Origin of the sequence: Mannheimia haemolytica (assembly GCA_900638155.1) — a bacterium.
Lineage (GTDB): Bacteria > Pseudomonadota > Gammaproteobacteria > Enterobacterales > Pasteurellaceae > Mannheimia > Mannheimia glucosida.
In genome coordinates this window covers 957907-983157 of the sequence record LR134495.1, presented here as the reverse complement: position 1 = coordinate 983157, position 25251 = coordinate 957907, and the positions used below count along the sequence as shown (strand labels likewise).

At 43.2% G+C, this 25251-nt stretch carries 21 protein-coding genes, 2 tRNA genes, 3 rRNA genes and 1 riboswitch; of the genes, 8 read left to right on the top strand and 18 right to left on the bottom strand.

All coding sequences use genetic code 11. The features are described from left to right. Positions 1-51: 51 nt before the first annotated feature. Genes EL242_RS05050 through queC form a run of 3 tightly spaced genes read right to left on the bottom strand, consistent with a single transcriptional unit; the run spans position 52 to position 1761 of the window. A complete protein-coding gene (locus EL242_RS05050; RefSeq protein ID WP_126301746.1) occupies positions 52-678 on the bottom strand; it encodes a 7-carboxy-7-deazaguanine synthase QueE in 627 nt (208 codons plus the stop codon). Beyond that, on the bottom strand, positions 678-1100 hold the full coding sequence (gene queD / locus EL242_RS05045) for a 6-carboxytetrahydropterin synthase QueD (protein WP_006249203.1): 423 nt from the start codon (positions 1098-1100) through the stop codon (positions 678-680). Before queD ends, EL242_RS05050 begins: the two co-directional genes overlap by 1 nt. Further along, complete coding sequence (queC, locus tag EL242_RS05040; RefSeq protein ID WP_006249202.1) at positions 1093-1761, bottom strand: 7-cyano-7-deazaguanine synthase QueC; 669 nt, start codon at positions 1759-1761, stop codon at positions 1093-1095. The genes queD and queC overlap by 8 nt, the downstream gene beginning before the upstream one ends. 3 nt (positions 1762-1764) lie before the next feature. Then, positions 1765-1809: riboswitch (PreQ1 riboswitch) on the bottom strand. A gap of 124 nt (positions 1810-1933) precedes the next feature. Here queC and ubiK point away from each other — a divergent pair. Together ubiK and pgi are read left to right on the top strand one after the other, a co-directional pair. Further along, on the top strand, positions 1934-2182 hold the full coding sequence (gene ubiK, locus EL242_RS05035) for a ubiquinone biosynthesis accessory factor UbiK (protein ID WP_126301745.1): 249 nt from the start codon (positions 1934-1936) through the stop codon (positions 2180-2182). Between the two features lie 32 nt (positions 2183-2214). Beyond that, complete coding sequence (gene pgi / locus EL242_RS05030) at positions 2215-3855, top strand: glucose-6-phosphate isomerase (RefSeq protein WP_126301744.1); 1641 nt, start codon at positions 2215-2217, stop codon at positions 3853-3855. 434 nt (positions 3856-4289) lie between these two features. Here pgi and rrf read toward each other — a convergent pair. From rrf to EL242_RS05005, 5 genes are all read right to left on the bottom strand, one after another. After that, a 5S ribosomal RNA gene (gene rrf, locus EL242_RS05025) occupies positions 4290-4405 on the bottom strand. Between the two features lie 89 nt (positions 4406-4494). Continuing rightward, positions 4495-7393 (bottom strand): 23S ribosomal RNA (locus tag EL242_RS05020). A gap of 318 nt (positions 7394-7711) precedes the next feature. Continuing rightward, positions 7712-7787: transfer RNA gene (locus EL242_RS05015), tRNA-Ala, on the bottom strand. 56 nt (positions 7788-7843) lie between these two features. After that, a tRNA-Ile gene (locus tag EL242_RS05010) sits at positions 7844-7920 on the bottom strand. Between the two features lie 75 nt (positions 7921-7995). After that, positions 7996-9535, bottom strand: a 16S ribosomal RNA gene (locus EL242_RS05005). Together the 16S, 23S and 5S rRNA genes with 2 tRNA genes alongside form the textbook arrangement of a ribosomal RNA operon. 503 nt (positions 9536-10038) lie before the next feature. On the opposite strand from EL242_RS05005, the gene tal reads away from it, so the two are divergent. Next, positions 10039-10989: a transaldolase gene (gene tal / locus EL242_RS05000; protein WP_126301743.1), complete on the top strand. Its 951-nt coding sequence runs from the start codon at positions 10039-10041 to the stop codon at positions 10987-10989. A 71-nt stretch (positions 10990-11060) separates the two neighbouring features. Here tal and EL242_RS04995 read toward each other — a convergent pair whose 3' ends face one another. Genes EL242_RS04995 through EL242_RS04985 form a run of 3 tightly spaced genes read right to left on the bottom strand, consistent with a single transcriptional unit; the run spans position 11061 to position 12448 of the window. After that, entirely contained in the window at positions 11061-11336 is a 276-nt protein-coding gene (locus EL242_RS04995; protein WP_126301742.1) for a deoxyribose-phosphate aldolase, read from the bottom strand. A 27-nt stretch (positions 11337-11363) separates the two neighbouring features. After that, complete coding sequence (locus EL242_RS04990) at positions 11364-11828, bottom strand: glycine zipper 2TM domain-containing protein (protein WP_126301741.1); 465 nt, start codon at positions 11826-11828, stop codon at positions 11364-11366. A gap of 20 nt (positions 11829-11848) precedes the next feature. Then, a complete protein-coding gene (locus EL242_RS04985) occupies positions 11849-12448 on the bottom strand; it encodes a VOC family protein (protein ID WP_126301740.1) in 600 nt (199 codons plus the stop codon). Positions 12449-12481: 33 nt separating this feature from the next. Between EL242_RS04985 and argS the strand changes: the two genes are divergently transcribed. The 3 genes from argS to EL242_RS04970 all read left to right on the top strand — a co-directional run bounded on the left by argS (position 12482) and on the right by EL242_RS04970 (position 16198). Beyond that, positions 12482-14209 (top strand): arginine--tRNA ligase, encoded by a 1728-nt coding sequence (gene argS, locus EL242_RS04980; RefSeq protein WP_126301739.1) that lies wholly within the window; start codon positions 12482-12484, stop codon positions 14207-14209. Between the two features lie 108 nt (positions 14210-14317). Beyond that, positions 14318-15496, top strand: coding sequence for an Obg family GTPase CgtA (cgtA, locus tag EL242_RS04975; protein WP_126301738.1), 1179 nt, complete (start codon positions 14318-14320; stop codon positions 15494-15496). A gap of 84 nt (positions 15497-15580) precedes the next feature. Then, positions 15581-16198, top strand: a complete 618-nt coding sequence (locus tag EL242_RS04970; protein ID WP_126301737.1) for an HI_0552 family protein — start codon at positions 15581-15583, stop codon at positions 16196-16198. Between the two features lie 41 nt (positions 16199-16239). On the opposite strand, the gene EL242_RS04965 is transcribed toward EL242_RS04970, so the two are convergent. From EL242_RS04965 to hda, 7 genes are all read right to left on the bottom strand, one after another. Further along, a complete protein-coding gene (locus tag EL242_RS04965) occupies positions 16240-18198 on the bottom strand; it encodes a heme lyase CcmF/NrfE family subunit (protein WP_126301736.1) in 1959 nt (652 codons plus the stop codon). After that, entirely contained in the window at positions 18195-18749 is a 555-nt protein-coding gene (gene ccmE / locus EL242_RS04960) for a cytochrome c maturation protein CcmE (RefSeq protein WP_126301735.1), read from the bottom strand. Before ccmE ends, EL242_RS04965 begins: the two co-directional genes overlap by 4 nt. 184 nt (positions 18750-18933) lie before the next feature. Beyond that, positions 18934-19131: a heme exporter protein CcmD gene (gene ccmD / locus EL242_RS04955; protein ID WP_006248488.1), complete on the bottom strand. Its 198-nt coding sequence runs from the start codon at positions 19129-19131 to the stop codon at positions 18934-18936. 14 nt (positions 19132-19145) lie between these two features. Then, on the bottom strand, positions 19146-19883 hold the full coding sequence (locus tag EL242_RS04950) for a heme ABC transporter permease (RefSeq protein WP_126301734.1): 738 nt from the start codon (positions 19881-19883) through the stop codon (positions 19146-19148). A 182-nt stretch (positions 19884-20065) separates the two neighbouring features. Then, positions 20066-20728, bottom strand: coding sequence for a heme exporter protein CcmB (gene ccmB, locus EL242_RS04945; protein WP_006248486.1), 663 nt, complete (start codon positions 20726-20728; stop codon positions 20066-20068). Beyond that, a complete protein-coding gene (ccmA, locus tag EL242_RS04940) occupies positions 20725-21366 on the bottom strand; it encodes a cytochrome c biogenesis heme-transporting ATPase CcmA (protein ID WP_126301733.1) in 642 nt (213 codons plus the stop codon). Before ccmA ends, ccmB begins: the two co-directional genes overlap by 4 nt. Before the next feature lie 143 nt (positions 21367-21509). Continuing rightward, complete coding sequence (gene hda, locus EL242_RS04935; protein WP_126301732.1) at positions 21510-22220, bottom strand: DnaA regulatory inactivator Hda; 711 nt, start codon at positions 22218-22220, stop codon at positions 21510-21512. A 268-nt stretch (positions 22221-22488) separates the two neighbouring features. On the opposite strand from hda, the gene EL242_RS04930 reads away from it, so the two are divergent. Both EL242_RS04930 and EL242_RS04925 read left to right on the top strand, forming a co-directional pair. Next, the gene (locus EL242_RS04930) at positions 22489-24090 is read left to right on the top strand and encodes an ABC transporter substrate-binding protein (protein ID WP_126301731.1); all 1602 of its coding nucleotides are present in this window, start codon (positions 22489-22491) and stop codon (positions 24088-24090) included. Positions 24091-24222: 132 nt separating this feature from the next. Next, the gene (locus EL242_RS04925; RefSeq protein WP_126301730.1) at positions 24223-25227 is read left to right on the top strand and encodes an ABC transporter permease subunit; all 1005 of its coding nucleotides are present in this window, start codon (positions 24223-24225) and stop codon (positions 25225-25227) included. The last annotated feature ends 24 nt before the right edge of the window (positions 25228-25251 follow it).

The window sequence follows — 25251 nt, the reverse complement described above, 5'->3', positions numbered from 1 at the left end:
TTCAAACTAGCTCATATAAATAGGGCGAATATTAATCCGCCCTAAACATAATTATTCAATCCCAACGATTTTATGTGTTTGAATACTCAACTGCCACTTAGGTTTATTGGAGCGCTGATTCAACAGACCTAACTGAGTAATGGTTTCCAGCAGGTTCATTTTCCCCTCCACTTCGCAAGGTGAAAGATAATAATGCTCAGCCTTAATTTGGCTTTCTATTTGCTCACAGAAACCCTGTACTTCTCCATCAACGACAATACGAACTTCATTCGCAAATTCAATGCAACGACGTTGATACTTTTCTTGGTACATTCGCTTTGGGCTGGTCGCAATATAATCAATTTGTGCCGGAACCTCTTTTAAGCCGTTGGTTTCTATCACTAAAAAATAGCCTTCTTTTTTTAGTTGATTAAGTAATAGCGAGAAATTGGGCTGAATCGTTGGTTCTCCTCCGGTAATAATCACATTTTTCGCAGAATAGCCTCTTACTTTGGCAAGAATATCGCTTAACGTCCATTGCTCAAATTGGTTATAGTTGGTATCACACCAAGGGCAAGTGAGGTTGCATTTGCCAAAACGTACAAAAATAGCCGGCATTCCGGTATTAAAGCCTTCCCCTTGTAAGCTTTCAAAGATCTCAACAATCGGAAAACGAGGGTTTGAAATTAACTCCGCCATTATTTGCTGTACTCACAATAAGAAGTAGGTGTTTCCCATAAGCGAATTAGGCTAACCGGTAAGCCCACTTTCTCTAGTTTTTCAAACATATACTTCGCCATTTCTTCCGCTGTGGTGCGAGTCGGGATACCATAAACCTTGGAGTTTAAATCAATTAATAATTGTGCGACTTGGCTTTCACGTTCACTCTGTAAGTCGTAAATAAAAGCGTGATCCATCGGTTCTAAAATATGTTGTTTTACGACTGCTTTTAGATCCGAATAGTCCATTACCATTCCTCTTTTAGCTCCCTCTTGAAATAGCTCACCTGCCACCTCAACTTGCAATTTGTAGGTATGTCCGTGTAAATTTTGGCATTTACCATCATGTCCATCTAGCATATGAGCCATATCAAAACTGAATTCTTTGGCAATTTTAAACATTGCTTACCTCCCTTTCTGCTAAATATTCATTCAAGCCTTTTTCTCGCAATACGCAACTCGGGCAGTCGTGGCAACCACCTTCAACGCCTAAATAACAGGTGTGGGTATGGTCTCGAATATAATCAAAAGCACCCAGCTTATCTGCTAATGCCCAAGTTTCTTTTTTAGTTAAATACATCAATGGCGTGCGAATGTTGAAATTATAGTCCATCGCTAAATTTAGCGTTACATTCATTGATTTTACAAATACATCTCGGCAATCGGGGTAACCACTAAAATCGGTCTCACACACGCCGGTAAAAATAGTTTGAATGCCCTGCCCTTTGGCATAAATGGCGGTATAAAGCAGAAATAAGGCATTACGCCCATCCACAAAGGTATTGGGTGTGCTGCCTTGTTGTTGAATTTCAGCATTATTATCCATTAACGCATTGGTAGTAATCGCTTTAATCACCGAAGTATCAATCAGCGTTTGTTTGACGCCTAAATCGTTAGAAATCCAGCGTGCTTTTTCAAGTTCAATCGAATGGCGTTGCCCATATTGAAAGGTAACGACTTCCACATTTTCTTTGCCAAATTCAGCAATAGCTTGGAATAAACAAGTGGTAGAGTCTTGACCGCCGGAAAAAATCACAACGGCTTTTGGTTTTTGATGAGTCATTTTGTGTCCTTAGTTTTTTTGTGTGGGAGGTTTACGAACCACAAATAAAAAATACAAGCGGTCTTTTTTTGCTTGTATTTTGCGAAAGGTGATATTTTACAAAGAATTTGCTTTCTCTTAAACCCAAAATTCAATAAAATTGAGATACTCATTTATAGTAAGGAATTTAAATATGCTCACGCCGAAGAATTTAGAAGCGATTGCTCAACAACTCCATAACGCCTTACCGCAAAGCTTAAAAAATGTCGGTAATGATCTAGATGAAAAATTTAAGCAAATCCTTCAAGCCCAATTAGCCCGTCTTGATGTTGTCACTCGTGAAGAATTTGACGTGCAATCTCAAGTGTTACTCCGCACTCGTGAAAAATTAACCGAATTAGAAAAACGTCTTGATGAACTAACTCAAAAAACGGACGAATAATCGATTTTTTAATTTAGTATAAGGAAACTCAGATGCAAAAAATTAACCCTGTGCAAACTTTTGCTTGGAATGCCTTAGAGCAACATAAAGCAGATAACCTTTCTATTCCTCAACTTTTTGCCGAAGATCCAAACCGTTTCGACAAATATTCCCTCCGTTTTGAAGATCAATTATTAGTCGATTTTTCAAAAAATGCGATTAACGAAAAAACCTTAACCTTACTTCGCCAACTGGCAAATGAATGTGGTTTGGAATCAGCAAAAAATGCGATGTTCTCCGGCAAAAAAATCAACCGCACTGAAAACCGTGCCGTATTGCACGTTGCACTGCGTAACCGTGCCAATACGCCTATCGCAGTAGATGGCAAAGATGTAATGCCGGAAGTGAATGCCGTGTTAGCGAAAATGAAAGATTTCTGCGAGCGTGTTATTTCCGGCGAATGGAAAGGCTATACCGGCAAAGCGATTACTGATGTGATCAATATCGGTATTGGTGGCTCGGATCTAGGTCCTTATATGGTAACAGAGGCATTACGCCCTTATAAAAATCACCTTAATATGCACTTTGTGTCTAACGTGGACGGCACGCATATTGCTGAAGTGTTGCGTAAAGTTAATCCTGAAACCACGTTAGTGTTAGTGGCTTCAAAAACCTTTACCACTCAAGAAACGATGACCAATGCCCTGTCGGCTCGCAAATGGCTACTTGATTCAGCCAAAGATGAATCTGTGGTAGCAAAACATTTCGTGGCACTTTCAACCAATGCCAAAGAAGTGGAAAAATTCGGTATTGATACTGCAAATATGTTTGAATTTTGGGATTGGGTTGGCGGTCGCTACTCATTATGGTCTGCTATCGGGCTTTCGATTGCCCTTTCATTAGGTTTTGAGAACTTCGAGCAACTACTTGCCGGTGCTCACGCAATGGATAAACATTTCTTAATCACGCCGATTGAGAAAAACATTCCAACTACGTTAGCTTTAGTTGGCATTTGGAATAATAATTTCTTAGGTGCTGAATCAGAAGCGATTTTACCTTACGACCAATATATGCACCGCTTTGCGGCTTATTTCCAACAAGGCAATATGGAATCAAACGGTAAATTTGTGGGGCGTGACGGCAAACCGGTTACTCACCAAACAGGTCCGATTATTTGGGGCGAACCGGGAACTAACGGTCAGCACGCATTCTATCAACTCATTCATCAAGGCACAAAATTAATTCCTTGTGATTTTATCGCACCGGCACAAACTCACAATCCGTTAAGCGATCATCACAACAAACTGCTTTCTAACTTCTTTGCTCAAACTGAAGCACTAGCTTTCGGTAAATCAAAAGAAACAGTTGAAAAAGAGTTTTTAGATGCAGGTAAAACGTTGGAAGAAGTAGCTGAAATCGTGCCGTTTAAAGTGTTCAGCGGAAACAAACCGACCAACTCTATCTTGGTGCAAAAAATCACCCCGTACAGCTTAGGGGCATTAATTGCAATGTATGAACACAAAATCTTCGTGCAAGGCGTGCTGTTCAACATTTACAGTTTCGACCAATGGGGCGTGGAGTTAGGCAAACAGCTTGCAAACCGCATTTTACCCGAACTCGAAACCGATGAAAAAATCAACAGCCACGACAGCTCCACAAATGGTTTAATTAACCAATTCAAGGCTTGGCGTTAAATTATAGTCAATACAATAAAAAGCATAGAGGTAAAAAATCTCTATGCTTTTTTTCTAAAATTTTAGCTGAGGACTGAACTAAGCACCATTTCTACACAAGCAGTTTTTTCTATATTCTTTTGCACTATGAGTTTACCTAATATCTCTTTTCTACTTTTTTCTAAAATAGGTACAATAAATAAACTGGTTAAAAAGGCTTACTATTTTACCTCTACTCTTCACTCACAAAATCCTAACAAGCGGTCATTTTCCGTGAGTTTTTTACCTTTACCACCACAACAAAAAACCGCCTGTATCTCTACAGGCGGCTCTTCTTTTTATTTACTTGTTCTTAGCTTTTTACTTTTTATTCGTTTTTGCTTTGCGCTTCGCTTTTGATTAAGTTTCCGCTTTTGTCACTTTTCGCTTTCACTTAATCCCGCTTAAAATTAAAACCCCGACGATGCTCTACTCTCACATGGCGAATCACCACACTACCATCGACGTCACTGCGTTTTACTTCTGAGTTCGGTATGGGGTCAGGTAGGACCACAGCACTCTTGTCGTCGGGAAAATTCCTTTCTATCTTATGATTTCTTTATCTTTTCTTTATTCGTTCTTCTCAATACAAAAACAAGCCTAAAAACATTTGAGCGTTGTATAGTTAAGCCTCTCGGGCAATTAGTACTGGTTAGCTCAATGTCTCACAACACTTACACACCCAGCCTATCTACGTCGTAGTCTCCAACAACCCTTACACACTTATAGTGTGGGAGAACTCATCTCTTGGCAAGTTTCGTGCTTAGATGCTTTCAGCACTTATCTCTTCCGCACTTAGCTACCCGGCAATGCGTCTGGCGACACAACCGGAACACCAGTGGTGCGTCCACTCCGGTCCTCTCGTACTAGGAGCAGCCCCAACCAATTCTCCAACGCCCACGGCAGATAGGGACCGAACTGTCTCACGACGTTCTAAACCCAGCTCGCGTACCACTTTAAATGGCGAACAGCCATACCCTTGGGACCTACTTCAGCCCCAGGATGTGATGAGCCGACATCGAGGTGCCAAACACCGCCGTCGATATGAACTCTTGGGCGGTATCAGCCTGTTATCCCCGGAGTACCTTTTATCCGTTGAGCGATGGCCCTTCCATTCAGAACCACCGGATCACTATGACCTGCTTTCGCACCTGCTCGACTTGTCTGTCTCGCAGTTAAGCTTGCTTATACCATTGCACTAACCTCACGATGTCCGACCGTGATTAGCAAACCTTCGTGCTCCTCCGTTACTCTTTGGGAGGAGACCGCCCCAGTCAAACTACCCACCAGACACTGTCCGAGACCGCGTTCCGCAATCTTCGTTAGAACATCAAACGTTAAAGGGTGGTATTTCAAGGACGCCTCCACAATCACTGGCGTGACTGCTTCTAAGGCTCCCACCTATCCTACACATCAAAATTCAATGTTCAGTGTCAAGCTATAGTAAAGGTTCACGGGGTCTTTCCGTCTAGCCGCGGGTACACCGCATCTTCACGGCGATTTCAATTTCACTGAGTCTCGGGTGGAGACAGCCTGGCCATCATTATGCCATTCGTGCAGGTCGGAACTTACCCGACAAGGAATTTCGCTACCTTAGGACCGTTATAGTTACGGCCGCCGTTTACTGGGGCTTCGATCAGGAGCTTCTCTTTCGATAACACCATCAATTAACCTTCCAGCACCGGGCAGGCATCACACCCTATACGTCCACTTTCGTGTTTGCAGAGTGCTGTGTTTTTAATAAACAGTTGCAGCCAGCTGGTATCTTCGACCGGTTCAACCTTCGTGTGCAAGACACTACAATCTACGCCGGCGCACCTTCTCCCGAAGTTACGGTGCTATTTTGCCTAGTTCCTTCACCCGAGTTCTCTCAAGCGCCTGAGTATTCTCTACCTGACCACCTGTGTCGGTTTATAGTACGGTTTATAATAACCTGAAGCTTAGTGGCTTTTCCTGGAAGCGTGGTATCAGTTACTTCATCTCCGTAGAGACTCGTCATCACTTCTCGGTGTTAATAAGCGTCCGGATTTGCCTAAACGCTCCACCTACCGGCTTAAACAGACATCCAACAGTCTGCTAACCTAACCTTCTCCGTCCCCACATCGCAGTTATTACAAGTACGGGAATATTAACCCGTTTCCCATCGACTACGCTTTTCAGCCTCGCCTTAGGGGCCGACTCACCCTGCCCCGATTAACGTTGGACAGGAACCCTTGGTCTTCCGGCGAACGAGTTTTTCACTCGTTTTATCGTTACTTATGTCAGCATTCGCACTTGTGATATCTCCAGCAGACTTCTCAATCCACCTTCATCGACTTACACAACGCTCCCCTACCCAACAGACTTTCATCTGATGCCGCAGCTTCGGTGCTATATTTGAGCCCCGTTACATCTTCCGCGCAGGCCGACTCGACTAGTGAGCTATTACGCTTTCTTTAAATGATGGCTGCTTCTAAGCCAACATCCTAGCTGTCTAAGCCTTCCCACTTCGTTTCCCACTTAATATAGACTTTGGGACCTTAGCTGGCGGTCTGGGTTGTTTCCCTCTCCACGATGGACGTTAGCACCCACCGTGTGTCTCCTGAGTATCACTCTTCGGTATTCGCAGTTTGCATCGGGTTGGTAATCCGGGATGGACCCCTAGCCGAAACAGTGCTCTACCCCCGAAGGTGTCCGCTCAAGGCTCTACCTAAATAGATTTCGGGGAGAACCAGCTATCTCCCGGTTTGATTGGCCTTTCACCCCCAGCCACAAGTCATCCGCTAATTTTTCAACATTAGTCGGTTCGGTCCTCCAGTTAGTGTTACCCAACCTTCAACCTGCCCATGGCTAGATCACCGGGTTTCGGGTCTATACCTTGCAACTAGACGCCCAGTTAAGACTCGGTTTCCCTTCGGCTCCCTTATTCAGTTAACCTTGCTACAAAATATAAGTCGCTGACCCATTATACAAAAGGTACGCAGTCACAGAATAAATCTGCTCCCACTGCTTGTACGCACAAGGTTTCAGGTTCTATTTCACTCCCCTCGCCGGGGTTCTTTTCGCCTTTCCTTCACAGTACTGGTTCACTATCGGTCAATCAGGAGTATTTAGCCTTGGAGGATGGTCCCCCCATCTTCAAACAGGATATCACGTGTCCCGCCCTACTTGTTGTTAGCCTAGTACCACAATGGAGTTTTAAGGTACGGGATTATCACCCTCTACGATTGTCCTTCCCAGAACATTCCCCTAACTTCACTGCTATCACTAACTGGCTCTTTCGCGTTCGCTCGCCGCTACTAACGAAATCTCGGTTGATTTCTTTTCCTCGGGGTACTTAGATGTTTCAGTTCTCCCGGTTTGCCTCACACAGCTATGTATTCACTGGGTGATAGTAGGTTCTTCACCTACTGGGTTTCCCCATTCGGACATCTTGGATTAAACGCCTCTTATCGACTCATCCAAGCTTTTCGCAGATTAGCACGTCCTTCATCGCCTCTGATTGCCAAGGCATCCACCTTGTGCGCTTAGTCACTTAACTATACAACCTCAAATGTTTTCTAAAACTTCTTAGAAATAAAAAGTAAAAAACAATGAAGTCAGTTTTACAACTAAACACTTGACTGCTTTTGTTCAGTCAAGATTTTTTTACTACTCAGACTTTCAATTTATTCGTTATCACTTATGTATAATTACTTATGCGTAACGAACTTGAAATATCTCTCAGTTTTTCAGCTTGTTTCTATATTGTTAAAGAACAAAGATAATGGCTTTCGCCTATCATCATACCTAAAATTGCAAATAATCCGGTATTTTTAACCGCTTGTAATCTTAGGTATGATGATAAAGTCACGATGATTGGTGGAGATAAGCGGGATCGAACCGCTGACCTCCTGCGTGCAAGGCAGGCGCTCTCCCAGCTGAGCTATATCCCCATTTCATCTTCCGTTTTCTTCACTCATAGTCGCTTCGCTTTCGCTTGCCTTCTGAGTGGTGGGTCTGAGTGGACTTGAACCACCGACCTCACCCTTATCAGGGGTGCGCTCTAACCACCTGAGCTACAGACCCAACGGATGACCTTCGGTTTTTGTCTTCTTTTATCAAACAATCTGTGTGAACACTTGCTGTCGTTCTCGATTTTGGTAAGGAGGTGATCCAACCGCAGGTTCCCCTACGGTTACCTTGTTACGACTTCACCCCAGTCATGAATCATACCGTGGTAAACGCCCCCCTTTCGGTTAAGCTATCTACTTCTGGTACAACCCACTCCCATGGTGTGACGGGCGGTGTGTACAAGGCCCGGGAACGTATTCACCGCAACATTCTGATTTGCGATTACTAGCGATTCCGACTTCATGGAGTCGAGTTGCAGACTCCAATCCGGACTTAGACGTACTTTCTGAGATTCGCTCCCCATCGCTGGCTCGCCGCCCTCTGTATACGCCATTGTAGCACGTGTGTAGCCCTACTCGTAAGGGCCATGATGACTTGACGTCATCCCCACCTTCCTCCGGTTTATCACCGGCAGTCTCCTTTGAGTTCCCGACCGAATCGCTGGCAACAAAGGATAAGGGTTGCGCTCGTTGCGGGACTTAACCCAACATTTCACAACACGAGCTGACGACAGCCATGCAGCACCTGTCTCAGAGCTCCCGAAGGCACCCTCGTATCTCTACAAGGTTCTCTGGATGTCAAGAGTAGGTAAGGTTCTTCGCGTTGCATCGAATTAAACCACATGCTCCACCGCTTGTGCGGGCCCCCGTCAATTCATTTGAGTTTTAACCTTGCGGCCGTACTCCCCAGGCGGTCGATTTATCACGTTAGCTACGGGCACCAAGCTTAAAGCCCAATCCCCAAATCGACAGCGTTTACGGCGTGGACTACCAGGGTATCTAATCCTGTTTGCTCCCCACGCTTTCGCACATGAGCGTCAGTACATTCCCAAGGGGCTGCCTTCGCCTTCGGTATTCCTCCACATCTCTACGCATTTCACCGCTACACGTGGAATTCTACCCCTCCCTAAAGTACTCTAGTTGTCCAGTCTGAAATGCAATTCCCAGGTTAAGCCCGGGGCTTTCACACCTCACTTAAACAACCGCCTGCGTGCCCTTTACGCCCAGTTATTCCGATTAACGCTCGCACCCCCCGTATTACCGCGGCTGCTGGCACGGAGTTAGCCGGTGCTTCTTCTGTGATTAACGTCAATCGACTGTTCTATTAAAACAGTCGCCTTCCTCGTCACCGAAAGAACTTTACAACCCGAAGGCCTTCTTCATTCACGCGGCATGGCTGCATCAGGGTTCCCCCCATTGTGCAATATTCCCCACTGCTGCCTCCCGTAGGAGTCTGGACCGTGTCTCAGTTCCAGTGTGGCTGGTCATCCTCTCAGACCAGCTAGAGATCGCGGGCTTGGTGAGCCTTTACCTCACCAACTACCTAATCCCACTTGGGCTCATCTTATGGCAGGTGGCCAAATGGTCCCACCCTTTAGTCCTAAGACATTACGCGGTATTAGCTACCGTTTCCAGTAGTTATCCCCCTCCATAAGCCAGATTCCCAAGCATTACTCACCCGTCCGCCACTCGTCAGCAAAGAAGCAAGCTTCTTCCTGCTACCGTTCGACTTGCATGTGTTAAGCCTGCCGCCAGCGTTCAATCTGAGCCATGATCAAACTCTTCAATTCAAAAAGTTTAATCGCTCAATACTGCTGACATAAAATCGCACTTTCAAATTTAAACCTAATTAAAATCAGGTTAAACGAAAGTAATGAATTTCTAGTTAGCACCTATTAAGACTTCAAAATTAAAAAAATATTTTCAATCAAGTCAATCAACAAGTGCCCACACAGATTGTCTGATAAATTGTTAAAGAACAAAAAGAAACGACGCACTGGAAATCAATTTTAAATCGTTCACAACAGTGCGTCGTTGTGTGCTGCGTATTATAGGGAAAAACAAAAACAACGCAAGCGGTTTTTGTAAAAAATTTGAAAAAAATCACCGCTTGCGTATTTTTACGGCGCTTTGTACATTTATTCACTAACTTAAACCGATTAAAACCAGTTTAATACAGCAAATTTATAAAAATGTGATCTATCTCACAAAATTATTTACTCTTTTGGAGGAGTTACTGTTATTATTCGTCATATTCTCCAAATAATATTAACTTCATATATAAGGAATAAATATGAGCCAATTAGATGAATTACGTAAAGTAACTGTTGTTGTTGCCGATACTGGTGATATTGAAGCTATGAAACTTTATAAACCAGAAGATGCAACAACTAACCCATCTTTAATTTTAAGTGCCTCAGCACTACCACAATATGCTCCATTAATTGAAGATGCTGTAACTTATGCTAAATCACAAAGCAGCGATAAAGCACAACAATTAGTCGATGCGGAAGACAAATTAGCCGTCAATATTGGCTTAGAAATCTTAAAACTGGTTCCGGGACGTATTTCTACTGAAGTTGATGCCCGTTTTTCCTACGACACAGAAAAAACCATCGCAAAAGCACGCAAACTCATTGCGCTCTATAATGCAGCTGGTGTGAGTAATGATCGCATTTTAATTAAAATTGCTTCAACGTGGCAGGGAATTCGTGCTGCTGAGGTTTTAGAGAAAGAAGGTATTAACTGTAATTTAACCTTATTATTCTCTCAAGCTCAGGCTCGTGCTTGTGCTGAGGCAGGTGTTTATTTGATCTCACCATTCGTTGGTCGTATTTTAGACTGGTATAAAGCAAATGAAGGTAAAGAATACGCTCCTGCGGAAGATCCAGGTGTAATTTCCGTAACTAACATTTATAACTACTATAAACAATATGGTTATAATACGGTGGTAATGGGAGCGAGTTTCCGCAATGTAGGCGAAATTATCGAATTAGCCGGCTGTGATCGTTTGACTATCGCACCTCCGCTATTAAAAGCATTACAAGAAAGTAATGAAACCTTAGTACGCAAGCTAGAATACAAAGGTGAGGTGAAAGCTCGCCCACAACCAATGACAGAAGCAGAATTCTATTGGGAACATAATCAAGACCCAATGGCGGTCGAAAAATTAGCGGAAGGTATTCGCAAATTTGCCATCGACCAAGAAAAATTAGAAGCAATGCTTGCTGAAAAACTTCAATAAACAACGCATAAAAAACCGGTATTAATCATAAATTAATACCGGTTTTACATTTATCGATAATCTATAAGAGATTATTTAAACTCATAACGTCTAATCGTTTTTAAATCGCCATCTTCATTTTTGATTTCATCGGCAAGATGAACGCGAGCACCAACCGCTGCATGAGCGTCATACTCACGAGTTAGAGTCACGGTTTCACCGTTATCACGTTGAACTACTAACTCAACAACATCATTTGAAACTGCTTTGCTTGATAACACGGTTGCATTACCTTTATCAGAATAAACATCTGCAGTACATGCTGCTAAAGTTAATGAAGCTAGTACAGCTAAAGAAAATTTTTTCATTATAAAAGTCCCTCAGGAAAACTAAAATTAAAGCAGAGAAACATTCAGGTCTGAATTAGACCCTACGATTCTCACGCGTTTGCCAGGCACAAAACCGTCTTCTTTCTTTTGAACGACCACGATTTCTTTACCATCATCTTTACGAATCACCATTTCTAAAGAAGAAACTTGACTCGCTTTTTGTTCTACTTGATTACCAATTACCGCACCGGCAACTGCTCCTACTGCAGTTGCAATAGCTTGCCCAGTACCACCACCAATCGCATTACCAGCCACACCACCTAATACGCCACCGCCAACAGTACCAATTACGCCTTGGCTATCTGCTTGAATTTTAACATCACGCACAGATAAAATTGTGCCATAAGCAATAGAACGGGCTTCTTTTGCTTGCGATCCCGAATAAACACTACCGCTATAAATGTCTGTATTTGCACAGCCAACTAAAGCAAAACTTGACATTAATGCAACAGTTAAACCTAATTTTTTCATTTTGTTTGTTCTCCGAAACGTTAATTTTCTGACATAATTACACTTTTTATATCATAAGGGTGGAGCTTTAGACAATAAGGATTACAAAAAGTTACATTTCTCAAGCTGATCGCAATGCTTGGATTTGGCAATCTCTCCCCTTCTACCTGAGGTTGGCTGATTTTTAATTTAATCTCAGAATTATCAGTAAGTCTAAAGTGCGACAATGCCCTTGACACCCATTGTTCCGAACTTTCGTTGTCTAACATCGGAAAAACCAGCTCAATATGTTCCCAGCCTTCTTGTGAATACACCTTATTTTTCGGAAAAGGCAACTCGACAATTTTTACAAATTGTCCGCAAAATTCGACCGCTTGTGTTAAGGTAAACAACCCTATCGGTCTGCCGTTTACCTCACTCTCTTTAAGTAAGGTTGCCCCCTCGAGCAAAACAGCTTTCCATTGCTCCGCGGTTTCGGTTTGGTTCATTCTCACTGCTAGATGATCAATTTGATAAATGCTCAAATCAATCCCCGCAACTTCAGCAATTTGTCGGATTTTCTGTTCAAATTGCGATAAATCACCAAAACAAGCGGTCATTTTCTCGAAAAATTTTGCATTTTCTGCTATAATCTTGTCCATTTTTTTGTAAATAAAATTTAAATAGGTTAAACAGTGAATATTCAACAAATTTTATCAGATAAAATTAAACAGGCAATGGTAGCAAGCGGTGCAGACAGCAATGTCGAGCCTTTAGTCCGCCAATCGGGTAAGCCGGAATTTGGCGATTACCAAGCGAATGGGGCGATGGGTGCAGCAAAGAAATTGGGAATGAATCCGCGTGAATTTGCTCAGAAAATTTTAGATAACGCAGATTTAAACGGCATTGCCGATAAATTAGAAATTGCCGGTCCGGGCTTTATCAACATTTTCTTAAACCCGGAATGGCTGGCGGAAAACACTAACAGTGCCTTGCAAGCGGTCAATTTTGGCATAAAAACTGCAAATCCGCAGACGATCGTAATCGACTACTCCTCGCCGAACGTGGCGAAAGAAATGCACGTCGGGCATTTGCGTTCTACCATTATTGGCGATGCGGTAGTTCGCACCCTTGCGTTTTTAGGCAATAATGTAATTCGTGCCAACCACGTTGGCGACTGGGGTACTCAATTCGGTATGCTAATCGCTTACCTTGAAAAAATGGAAAACGAACACGCCAGTGAAATGGAGCTAAGCGATTTAGAAGCCTTCTACCGTGCGGCAAAAGAGCATTACGATTCAGACGAAGAATTCGCTGAAAAAGCCCGTAATTATGTGGTGAAATTGCAAAGCGGCGATGAGTATTGCTTAACGATGTGGAAAAAATTAGTCGATATTACGATGCACCACAATCAAGAGAACTACAATCGCTTAAATGTTACGCTCACCGAAAAAGATGTGATGGGCGAAAGCCTCTACAACCCAATGTTGCCTGAAATTGTGGCGGATTTAAAAGCCAAAGGCTTAGCAGTGGAAGATGATGGTGCATTAGTGGTTTTCCTCGAGGAATTTAAAAATAAAGATGGTGACCCGATGGGCGTAATCGTGCAGAAAAAAGATGGCGGTTTCTTGTACACCACTACCGATATTGCGGCAGCAAAATATCGCTACGAGACCTTAAAAGCTGACCGAACCTTAGTCTTTTCTGACAGCCGCCAAGCTCAACATATGCAACAGGCATGGCTCATTACCCGCAAAGCGGGCTATGTGCCGGACAGTTTCAGCCTTGAACACCCGTTCTTCGGAATGATGCTAGGCAAAGACGGCAAACCGTTCAAAACTCGTAGCGGCGGCACAGTCAAACTCAAAGATTTATTAGATGAAGCGGTAGAACGTGCCGATAAACTGATTTCCGAACGTTCCACCGAGCTAACTGCGGAAGAAAAAGCCGCTGTGGTTGAAGCGGTTGCGATTGGTTCGGTGAAATATTCTGACTTATCGAAAAACCGCACCACCGACTATGTATTCGATTGGGACAATATGCTGACCTTTGAAGGCAACACTGCCCCATATATGCAGTATGCCTACACCCGCATTCGCTCCATCTTTGCCCGTGCCAATATTGATGAAAACGCATTAAGCGGTTCAATCCAACTCAATGAGCCAAAAGAGCGTGCATTAGCGGTGAAACTATTGCAATTTGAAGAGGTATTAAACGGCGTGGCAAAAGAAGGTATGCCACATATTTTATGCCAATATTTATACGAGCTGGCAGGTAGCTTCTCCAGTTTCTACGAGGCTTGCCCGATTCTCAATGCCGAAGAAACAACCAAAAACAGCCGTTTGAAACTCGCTGCCTTAACGGCGAAAACCTTAAAACAAGGATTGGATCTATTAGGCATTAAAACCGTAGAGAAGATGTAATTTACGCAGGGCGAAAAATATTTCGCCCCTACAAGCGGTAATATTTTAGAAAAATTTTGCATCTGTAGGGGCAAATCACTATTTGCCCTAAAATTAAAGGACAACAAAATGAAATTTATTGACGAAGCCCTGATTCGTGTAGAAGCAGGCGATGGCGGTAATGGCTGTGTGAGCTTCCGCCGTGAAAAATTTATCCCGAAAGGCGGGCCTGATGGTGGTGATGGTGGTGATGGTGGTGATGTTTATTTAATTGCCGATGAAAACCTGAACACCCTTATCGACTACCGTTTTGAAAAACGTTACGCCGCCGGGCGTGGCGAGAATGGTCGCAGTGCAGGCTGTACCGGACATCGTGGGCAAGATATTACCCTACGTGTACCGGTCGGAACTCGTGCGATTGATAACGACACCCAAGAAATTATTGGCGATTTAACCCGCCACGGAATGAAAATGCTGGTCGCAAAAGGTGGCTATCACGGCTTAGGAAACACTCGCTTTAAATCATCGGTAAACCGAGCACCACGCCAAAAAACCAACGGCACACCGGGTGAAAAACGTGATTTAAAATTAGAACTGTTACTGCTTGCCGATGTAGGAATGCTTGGCTTACCAAACGCCGGTAAATCCACCTTTATCCGCAGTGTCTCTGCCGCTAAACCAAAAGTGGCGGATTACCCGTTCACAACGCTGGTGCCGAGTTTAGGCGTCGCCCGTGTGGGTACCGATCGCAGTTTTGTGGTTGCCGATATTCCTGGGTTAATTGAAGGTGCTGCAGATGGTGCAGGGCTTGGGATCCGTTTCCTCAAACACTTGGAACGTTGCCGTATTTTGATTCACTTAGTCGATATTATGCCGATTGATGAAAGCGATCCGGCTCATAATATTTCGGTGATTGAATCCGAGCTTTACCAATACAGCGAAAAACTCGCCGAAAAACCGATCTGGTTGGTATTCAATAAAATTGACACCATCGGCGAAGAAGAAGCCGCGGAACGAGCAAAAGAAATCGCCGAACAAATTGGTTGGGAGGGCGATTACTACTTAATTTCTGCCGCTACCGGTCAAAACGTGCAAGCTCTCACTCGTGATATTATGGACTTTATTGAAGCCAACCCACGCGAAGTGGAGGAAGAAAATAAAGCACCTGAAGAAGTCAAATTCAAATGGGAAGACTACCACAACGAAGCAATGCAAAATGCGGTAGAAGAAGATTGGGATGATGACTGGGACGACGATTGGAGCGAAGAAGATGACGAAGGCGTAGAGTTTATTTACGAACGCCGTTAATCCAATAATACAAGCGGTTGTTTTTACACGGAAATTTGCAACTTTCCAGCTAAAAGCAACCGCTTGTTGGTTTAAGGAGATTTTATGCTTAGCTCAACCTCGTGCGATTTATTCAATATTCCGTTCTTCCAATTTGCTCAAATGAATAAATATTGCCCTGAGGAGATCCCTCGAATTAAGGCGGAATATAAAGCTCAATGGGAAATTTGGAAAAAGCTACATCAGGAAGTTTCTCGTCAGCTTGGGCAGCCGTTTGCTCCACCACATATTGAGAAGTGGTGCAATGGTTGGCAAGTTCGAGCCCATTTTTTTGCTTATTATAAGTATGAATTTAATCAAAATTCTGCCGCTATTCTTTCCGTGATTTTAAATCGCCGCCGTTTGCAAGTGAGCCTTGATTGGCATTGTTATCGTGCCGACCGCTCGCAAATTAACGTGCATCAATACAATCAATGGTGGGGAAATTTAGATCGGGAAAAGTTTGCTGATTTTGAGATTTGGCACGGAAGTGAGAGTGAATATGATGATTTTAGCACCGTCAGCCAGATGTCAGAGCAAGCATTCACGCTAACCAACGAGGAAGATTTTTGGTGCATCGGTAAAAATGTGGAAAAGGACGAGTTGGATAACATTGATATAGTGGAATTTATCTACCAAACCATTCGGGCATTATTGCCACTTTATGAGAAATGCCATCAATAAACACCAAAAAGGCGAACATCATTGGTTCGCCTTTTCACCATTTAAGCTATCGCCTCTTTTTTATTTTCAATGCGTAAACGGTAGCGTTTATCCAACATACAGAGTAAACCACCGAGAGCCATAAACAGCCCGCCAATCCAGATCCAGCGAATGAACGGTTTGTAATACAAACGAACTGCCCAAGAGTTATCTTCCAGCTTTTCGCCAAGTGCGGCATATAAATCTCGGCTAAAGCCCCAATCAATCGCCGCTTCGGTCATTCCCATTCGGCTCACTGTATAGAAACGTTTTTCAGCGTTGAGTGTGGCTTCATATTTGCCGTTTCGAGTAATTTCAAGCTCGGCAGTGCCGCCTTGATAGTTCGCCCCATCGGTGATTTTGATGCCTTTAAATTCAAATTGGTAATCTAAAATCTCGGCTTTATCGCCCACATTCATTCTGACATCTCGTTCAATGCTGAAATTTTGGCTAAACGCAATGCCAAACACCGTCATCGCTACCCCTAAGTGAGCCAGCACCATTCCCCAATGTGAACGAGACAGTTTGAAAATGCCGCTTAAGAACGAGTGGCGATGGGTTGCACGTTGGTGTAGCTCATACAGGCTAAGTAACACAATAAAGACAGACATCATCGTGCCTAACACCACACTCACGGTAATGGTATTACGAAATAAGTACGGCAACCCGAATCCAAGCAATGCCATTAAAATGGCTGCAATAATCACAGGTTTACGAATAGCAGAAACTTGGTCTCTACGCCATTTAACTAACGGTCCAATCCCTAATACGAATGAGAAAGGAACCATTAAAATTAAGAACATTTGGTCAAAAAACGGAGCCCCGATTGAAATTGTCCCTAAGCCGATTTGTTTATGAATTAATGGTAGTAACGTCCCTAAAAACACCACCGATAGAAACGCCATCAATAAAATATTATTAATGAGTAACATCGTTTCTCTTGAATAGCGTTCATAGTTATCTAAGCTTTTAATTTCCGAGCCTTTGAATGCATACAGCAGTAAAGAACCACCTACTACTAACACCAAGTAAGCTAAGATATATAAACCACGAGTTGGATCTGAAGCAAAGGCGTGCACCGAAACCAAAATGCCTGAACGCACCAAGAAAGTACCCACTAAGCAGAGCGAGAAAGCAAGAATCGCTAATAACACTGTCCACGCTTTAAATGTGCCTCGTTTTTCGGTCACTGCTAATGAATGAATCAGTGCAGTGCCGGCAAGCCAAGGCATTAATGAGGCGTTTTCGACCGGATCCCAGAACCACCAGCCGCCCCAACCAAGTTCGTAGTATGCCCACCAAGAACCAAGTACGATACCGAGTGTTAAAAACACCCACGCTGCCATCGTCCACGGGCGAGACCATCTTGCCCACGCAGTGTCTAAACGACCGGTCATTAATGAGGCAATCGCAAAAGCAAAAGCAACAGAGAAACCCACATAGCCCATATAAAGCAATGGCGGGTGGAAGATCAAACCCATATCTTGCAACATTGGGTTTAATTCTTTGCCATCAACCGGAAAATTCGGGAAAGTTCTATCAAACGGGTTGGAGGTAAAAATCACAAACACCAAAAAGCCGATGCCAATGACCCCCATTAATCCTAACACTCGAGCAACGGCATCTTCCGGCATTTTACGGGTAAAGGTTGCTACCCCGACAGACCAAAGCGACAACAACCAAACCCAAAGCAATAATGAGCCTTCGTGAGCGCCCCACACCGCAGATAAACGATATTGCAACGGTAAACGGCTATTGGAGTTGTTCACCACATATTGCACGGTAAAATCATTCACCGCAAACAGATAAAACAGCGAACCAAAAGAGATTGTCAATGCCAAAAACATTGCCCAAGTCATCGGGCGGGCAAGAGCAATTAAGGTACTATTTTGCTTTTCTGCTCCCCAAAGCGGTAAAACTGCCAACAAGATAGAAATCGCCAAGGCTAGTGCCAACGCATAATTGCCTAATTCTGCAATCATTTGCTTTCCCCTTGTTTATTGGCTTTTTGAGCTTCCACCTCCGCTTTCATTTTGCGATCGGTTTCCGATTCACCTTTTAAATCTTGTTCAGACACACCTGATTTTTTATGTTGATCTTTTAATTTATCGCCCAATTCCGGTGGCATATAGTTTTCATCGTGTTTTGCCAACACTTCAGTGGCTTTTAAACGGGTTGGTTCAATCAACACGCCTTGTGCCACAATGCCTTGCCCTTCACGGAATAAATCCGGCAAAATTCCTTCGTATTCTACTGTAATTGAAGGTCCAATATCATTGAGATCAAATACGACTTTCAAGGTTTTATCATCACGTTTCACTGTGTCTTCCACCACCATTCCGCCCACACGGATACGCTGCCCGACTTCTGGCTTTTGTTTCGGATCATCATTTTTACCGTTCACAATTTCAGACGGTGTGTAAAACAGATCGATATTTTGGCTTAACGCATAAAGAGTCAAGCCTGCTGCGACAGAAAGCCCAAGTAATATCGAAACCACCACTTTTAATCTTGATTTGCGTCTTGGATTCATCGTAATCACCCTTCAAAATAAATGCAAAATTACATAAAAACTCAAAAATAAATTAGTGTAAGAATAGCAAAAAACCGCAAAACATTCCCGATATTTCAAGGAAGTTTTGCGATTTCTCAAATCAAATACCTATAAAGAAGTATGAGGCTATCGTTGCAAAAATAAAGTTATTTCGACCGCTTGTTTATTGTGATGTTTGCTTTAATTTTTCTTCACGCACAATCTCTTTTTTTGCTTGAGCCAAAATCGCTTTCTGTTCACGGCGACTAAGCCAAATCAGCCCAATCATTGCAATGAAACTGACACCATAAGAGAGCCATACATAAAAACCGTAGCCACCCATTGCAAAAAAATCGCTGATTGATTCAAATTGAAATGTCATTGTTCTCTCCTACTCTAAACTGATTTTGCCAGTTGTTTGACCCAAGGACGGCTGCGTTCATCTTTTAATAAGGCAATGCGATAACGCCAAATGCTAAACCAAGCGGTAAAAATTAAGCTACCGAAAATCGCTAACAGCAACGGAATTAACATTTCCACCGCCATAGACGGTTTATCGAATTTAGTGATGGTCGCCCCTTGATGCAAGGTGTTCCACCATTCCACCGAAAAGTGAATAATCGGCAAGTTAATCACGCCAACAACTGACAGCACAGCCGCCGCTTTGGCTCCGGTTTGTCTGTCTTGGAATGCCGAATAAAGAGCCATCACGCCGATATAAAGGAAAAATAACACTAAAGCCGAAGTTAAGCGAGCGTCCCACACCCACCAAGTCCCCCACATTGGTTTGCCCCAAATTGCACCGGTTGCAAGTGAAATAAAAGCGAATACTAAGCCGATAGGTGCCATTGAAATCATCGCCAAGTTAGCTTGGCGAATTTGCCAAACCAATGCCACCAAGCCTGCAACCGCCATTGAGCCATATACGCCCATCGACCAAATTGCTGCCGGCACGTGAATAAAGATAATGCGATAGCTATCGCCCTGTTGGTAATCTTTCGGGGCAAAAGCTAATCCCCAAACAAAAGCAGCCGCTAACATAATCAAACTCAGCCAACCTAAAAACGGTTGAATTTTCCCTAGCAAATGGTACTGCGTTTCCGATTTTGCATAAGGGTGTAGCCATTTCCACATAGAAAACTCCGTAATAAATGAAATGTTTATTTACTTATTTTTGTAAAACTACCTCTTTCAAATCTCCCCTAGCCCCTCTTTTCTAAAGAGGGAAACTCAATCTAGCATACCAAACATTCATCTTTCTTCGATACATTCCCCCTCTTTAGTCAAAGAGGGGGTTAGGGGGAGATTTGTAAAACTTAGTTCAAACTAATTCTTAATGCACCGGCAATCGCAAACGGCGAAAAAGTTAAAGTAACCGCTAAAATTGCCCCGATAATTGCCAGTTGTCCACTATAGCCCATATTCAAGGTAGCTGCTTCTAATACCGCAGCGGCAAAAATCAGCACCGGCAAGAATAGGGGGAGAATCAATAAACTGAGTAATGTGCCGCCCTTTCGTAAGCCGACTGTGAGTGCCACGCCAATCGCCCCTAAGCAACTTAAAATCGGCGTGCCAAGTAACAATGTCAGCACTAACGCCCACCAAACGTGAGTTTCGAGTGAAAGCAAAATGGCAGCAATCGGTGAAAGCAAAATCAGTGGTAAGCCGGTAAGTAACCAATGAGCAATCACTTTCGCCAATGCAACCTGCGGCAAGGCAAGCGGCAGTAACATTAATTGCTCAAGCGAGCCGTCTAAATAATCATCACGGAATAACCGCTCAAAGGAAAGCAATGCAGAAAGCAAAGCAGCTACCCACGCAATGCCGCCGGCAATTTTGCCTAATAATTCGGGGTTAGGCCCCATTAAAATCGGGAATACGGTAATCACCATTAAAAAAAACCACAACGGATTTAAAATCTCCGAGGGTTTACGAAAGGCTATGGTGAGTTCCCGCTGAATAATAGTCAATAAAATCATACTTTAAATTGATCTAACGAAATAATACGCACTTTGTCGCTCTCAGCAGCTTGGTGGCTGGTAAAAATCACTAATCCACCTTTCTCGCAATGCTGTTCAATATGAGCAATCAGATCCGCTACGCCTTTTTTATCAATAGCGGTAAAGGGTTCGTCTAATATCCAAAGTTTGGCATTGGTAAGCCATAATTTCGCCAACGCCACACGGCGTTGCTGACCGGCTGACAAATGCGAACAAGGTAAATCTTCACGCCCAATAAGCGACACTTTCGCCAACGCTTGCCAAAGGGCATCATCATCTTGCGGCAACTGTTGGATTTTCTGGTAGAAACGCAAATTTTCCCACGGTGTTAATTCCGGTTTTACCCCCGAATAATGCCCTAAATAAAACAACTCAGCATAATAATGGTCACGCTGTTTTTGAATTGCAATATCGTTCCACAGCACCTCACCTTCCGCAGGTAAAGAAAGCCCGGCTAAAATACGTAACAGGCTGGTTTTTCCAATGCCGTTATGCCCTTCAATCTGCACCCATTCACCACTTTGCACTGTAAAACTGCACCCTTCAAACAAACGGGTCTCGCCCCGCTCGCAGGCAATCTGATTAAGTTTAAGCTGATATTGGGCAGTTTGGTTCATTATTTTTCATCTGGTTGAACATTTTAGCCGAAGTGTATCATAAGCCTTTGATTTAACGTAGCAAATAAATTACTTCTTTAGAGGTAGCAGGCGGTCAAATTTTCAAAAAGTTTTGCAAATTTTGATAAGAATCAAACCGCTTGTTACAGAGAGAGGATTTCCTTCACGAAAGGAATGGTTAATTTACGCTGGGCTTGGAGAGACGCTTTATCCAACTTATCCAATATTTTAGAGAGTTGCTCTAAATCCGTTCCCGCTTTTTTTAACAGAAAATGAGCGACCTCATCGGACAATTCCACCCCTTTTTGGTGCGCATTTAACTGTAAAATTTGGCATTTTTGTTCATCGGTTAAATCGTTTAGCTGGTACACTTCGCCCCAAGTTAAACGAGAACGTAAATCCGGCAACTGGATATTAAGCTGATGAGGCGGGCAATCGGCACTGATTAACAGTAAGGTTTTTTGCCCTTCATTAAACAAGCCTTGCTGCTCTCGAATCTGGTTAAACAGGTTAAAAATGGCAAGTTCCCACTCAGCATCGCCTGCAATCGCCTGAATATCGTCTAGGCAAATCACATTCAGTAATTCGGCATTATCCAACACCAATGGTGAGAAATAGTTAGCTTTCGTAAGCGGAATATAGCTGGAGGTTTGGTGATTTAACAGAAAGTGATTACTCACCGCTTTTAACAGATGGCTTTTACCGCAGCTTTTTCCGCCCCAAATGTAGAAAAACGGCTGTTGGACATCCGTAAAATTCCGTTTGAGGGATTCAAGCAACACTTCACTATTTTGACTATAAAAATTCTCGAAAGTGTCTTCATCAATTTGATGAATAGGTAGAGGTAACTGCAAGGCTTTCCTTAAATCTCTAAGTTTGATATTTTTTTAAGAATAGCGGAAAAGCAAGGGTTTGAGAAGTAAAAATAGTGAGAAAATATCCACTCATTTTTTAATGAAGAGATGACAAGCGGTTGAATTTCCACATAATTTTGTAAATCTGACTGAAAACTCACCGTTTTGTATTAAAAAAAGATTGCAGTTAACTCAAAAAATTGTATATTCAAAGCCTTCTACTTAAAAAGTAGAGTAAGACAACTATTACAAACACAACGGAGTGAATATGAAAAACATGACTAAATTATCGCTAATAACATTAGCGCTAGCCGCTTCAAGTAGCGTCTTTGCTGCACCGAAAACCTTTGTTTACTGCTTAGAGGCTTCGCCTTCAGCATTAAGCCCAGTGCTATCAACAGACGGTGCAAGCTTTGATGTGAACGCCCGCCCGATTTATAACAAATTAACCGACTTTGAAGACGGTACAACTAATGTTATTCCCTCTCTTGCCGAAAAATGGGACATTTCGGAAGACGGTAAAACTTACACCTTCCACCTGCGTAAAGGCGTGAAATTCCACGAAAATAAAGAATTTAAACCAAGCCGTGAGTTAAATGCAGACGATGTTGTGTTCTCCATTAACCGTCAGTTTGATCCAAACCATCCATTCCACAAAGTTTCCGGCGGTAACTACGAATACTTTATCGGTATGGATATGCAAAATATTATCGATAAAGTGGAAAAAGTGGACGATTACACGGTGAAATTCACCTTAAAAGTGCCAAATGCTCCATTTTTGGCGAACTTAGCGATGGAATTTGCCAGCATTTTCTCTGCGGAATATGCCGATAAAATGTTAAAAGCCGGCACGCCGGAAAAAATCGACACCAACCCTATCGGTAGTGGCCCATTCCAATTAGTGGACTATCAAAAAGACTCTAGCGTTCGCTACAAAGCCTTTGAACAATACTGGCAAGGCAAAGCGAAACTTGATCGCTTAGTATTTTCCATTACCCCAGATGCTTCCGTGCGTTTGGCAAAATTACAAAAAGGTGAATGCCACGCAATGCCTTACCCGAACCCAGCGGATATTGAAAATCTGAAAAAAGATCCGAACATCGAGGTAATGAGCCAATCGGGTATGAATATCGGTTATTTAGCACTGAATAAAGATATTAAACCGTTAGACAACCAAAAAGTCCGCCAAGCGTTGAACTTTGCGGTGAACAAACAAGCAATTGTCGATGCGGTGTATCAAGGTGCCGGTCAGGTAGCGAAAAACCCGATTCCACCAACAATGTGGAGCTACAATGACGAGATTAAAGATTACGACTACAACCCTGAAAAAGCTAAAGAGCTATTAAAAGAAGCCGGTTTTGAGAAAGGGTTCGACACCGAATTATGGGCAATGCCGGTTTCTCGTCCGTATAACCCGAATGCTCGTCGTATGGCGGAGTTAATTCAAGAAGACTGGAAGAAAGTCGGCGTGAATGCGAAAATCGTCAGCTACGAGTGGGGTGAATACCTCAAACGTTTACGTCAAGGCGAAGCAGCCACTTCAATGATCGGCTGGACTGGCGATAACGGCGACCCGGACAACTTCTTGAACACACTATTAAGCTGCTCTTCAGTAGATGCGGGTTCAAACTATGCGAAATTCTGCCACAAACCGTTTGAAGAAGTAGTGCTTGCGGCTGCTCAAGAAAGCGACAAAGCAAAACGTACCGAGCTTTATAAACAAGCTCAAGTGATCTTCAAAGAGCAAGCTCCTTGGATTACGATTGCTCACTCCACCGTTTACTTCCCGGTGCGTAAAGAAGTAAAAGGTTATGTGATGAGTCCGTTCAGCTTACATAACTTCTACAAAGTAGATTTAGCGGGCAAATAATCCGCCGACAAGCGGTCGGATTTGTAAAAAAATTGGCAAATATGACCGCTTGTCCTGAATGAATGTAGGGGCGAATTACATTCGCCCTTACATTTATCTTCAAACATAAAACTCCAAAAAAAGAGATTTTAAATGTTTTCATTTATTTTAAAACGTGTGCTAATGGTGATACCCACCTTTATTGCCATTACGTTAATTACTTTTGCCCTTGTGCATTTTATCCCCGGTGATCCGATTGAGATCCGAATGGGAGAACGTGGATTGTCGCCTGAGGTTCATCAACAGATGATGGAACAACTTGGGCTTAACCGACCGTTGTTTGAACAATACATCAGCTACATCAAAGGTGTGCTGCACGGCGATCTCGGTAACTCATTTCGTAACAACGAACCTGTGTTGAAAGAATTTTTTACCCTATTCCCGGCAACCGTTGAGCTGGCGTTTTTTGCACTACTCTGGTCGCTGGTATTCGGGATTGCACTCGGTGTGATTGCGGCGGTGAAAAAAGAGAGTTGGATTTCACACACTGTAACCACACTTTCACTGACCGGCTACTCAATGCCGATTTTCTGGTGGGGGTTAATTTTAATTCTCTACTTCTCCACCCCACTCGGCTTACCGGCTTCTGGGCGTTTACCGTCTGAATATTGGATTGAAGCCAATACCGGCTTTATGCTGATTGATACTTGGAATTCAGACGAACCGGGTGCATTTTTAGCGGCAATTAAATCGCTGATTTTACCGTCTATCGTACTAGGGACAATCCCGCTTGCGGTAATTACCCGTATGACCCGCTCGTCAATGCTGGAAGTGTTGGGTGAGGACTATATCCGCACCGCCAAAGCCAAAGGCTTAAATACCACCCGTATTGTGATTATCCACGCGTTAAGAAATGCGTTAATTCCGGTGGTAACGGTCGTTGGCTTAATTGTCGGGCAACTGCTTTCCGGTGCGGTTTTAACCGAAAACATCTTCTCGTGGCCGGGTATCGGCAAATGGATTATTGATGCGATCAACAGCCGTGACTACCCTGTACTACAAGGCTCAGTGCTGATTATTGCGACTATTATTATCCTAGTGAATTTAGCGGTAGATTTGCTATATGGGATTGTCAATCCACGAATTAGACATAGTTAGCATTTCCTTTAATTTGAAGCCCCT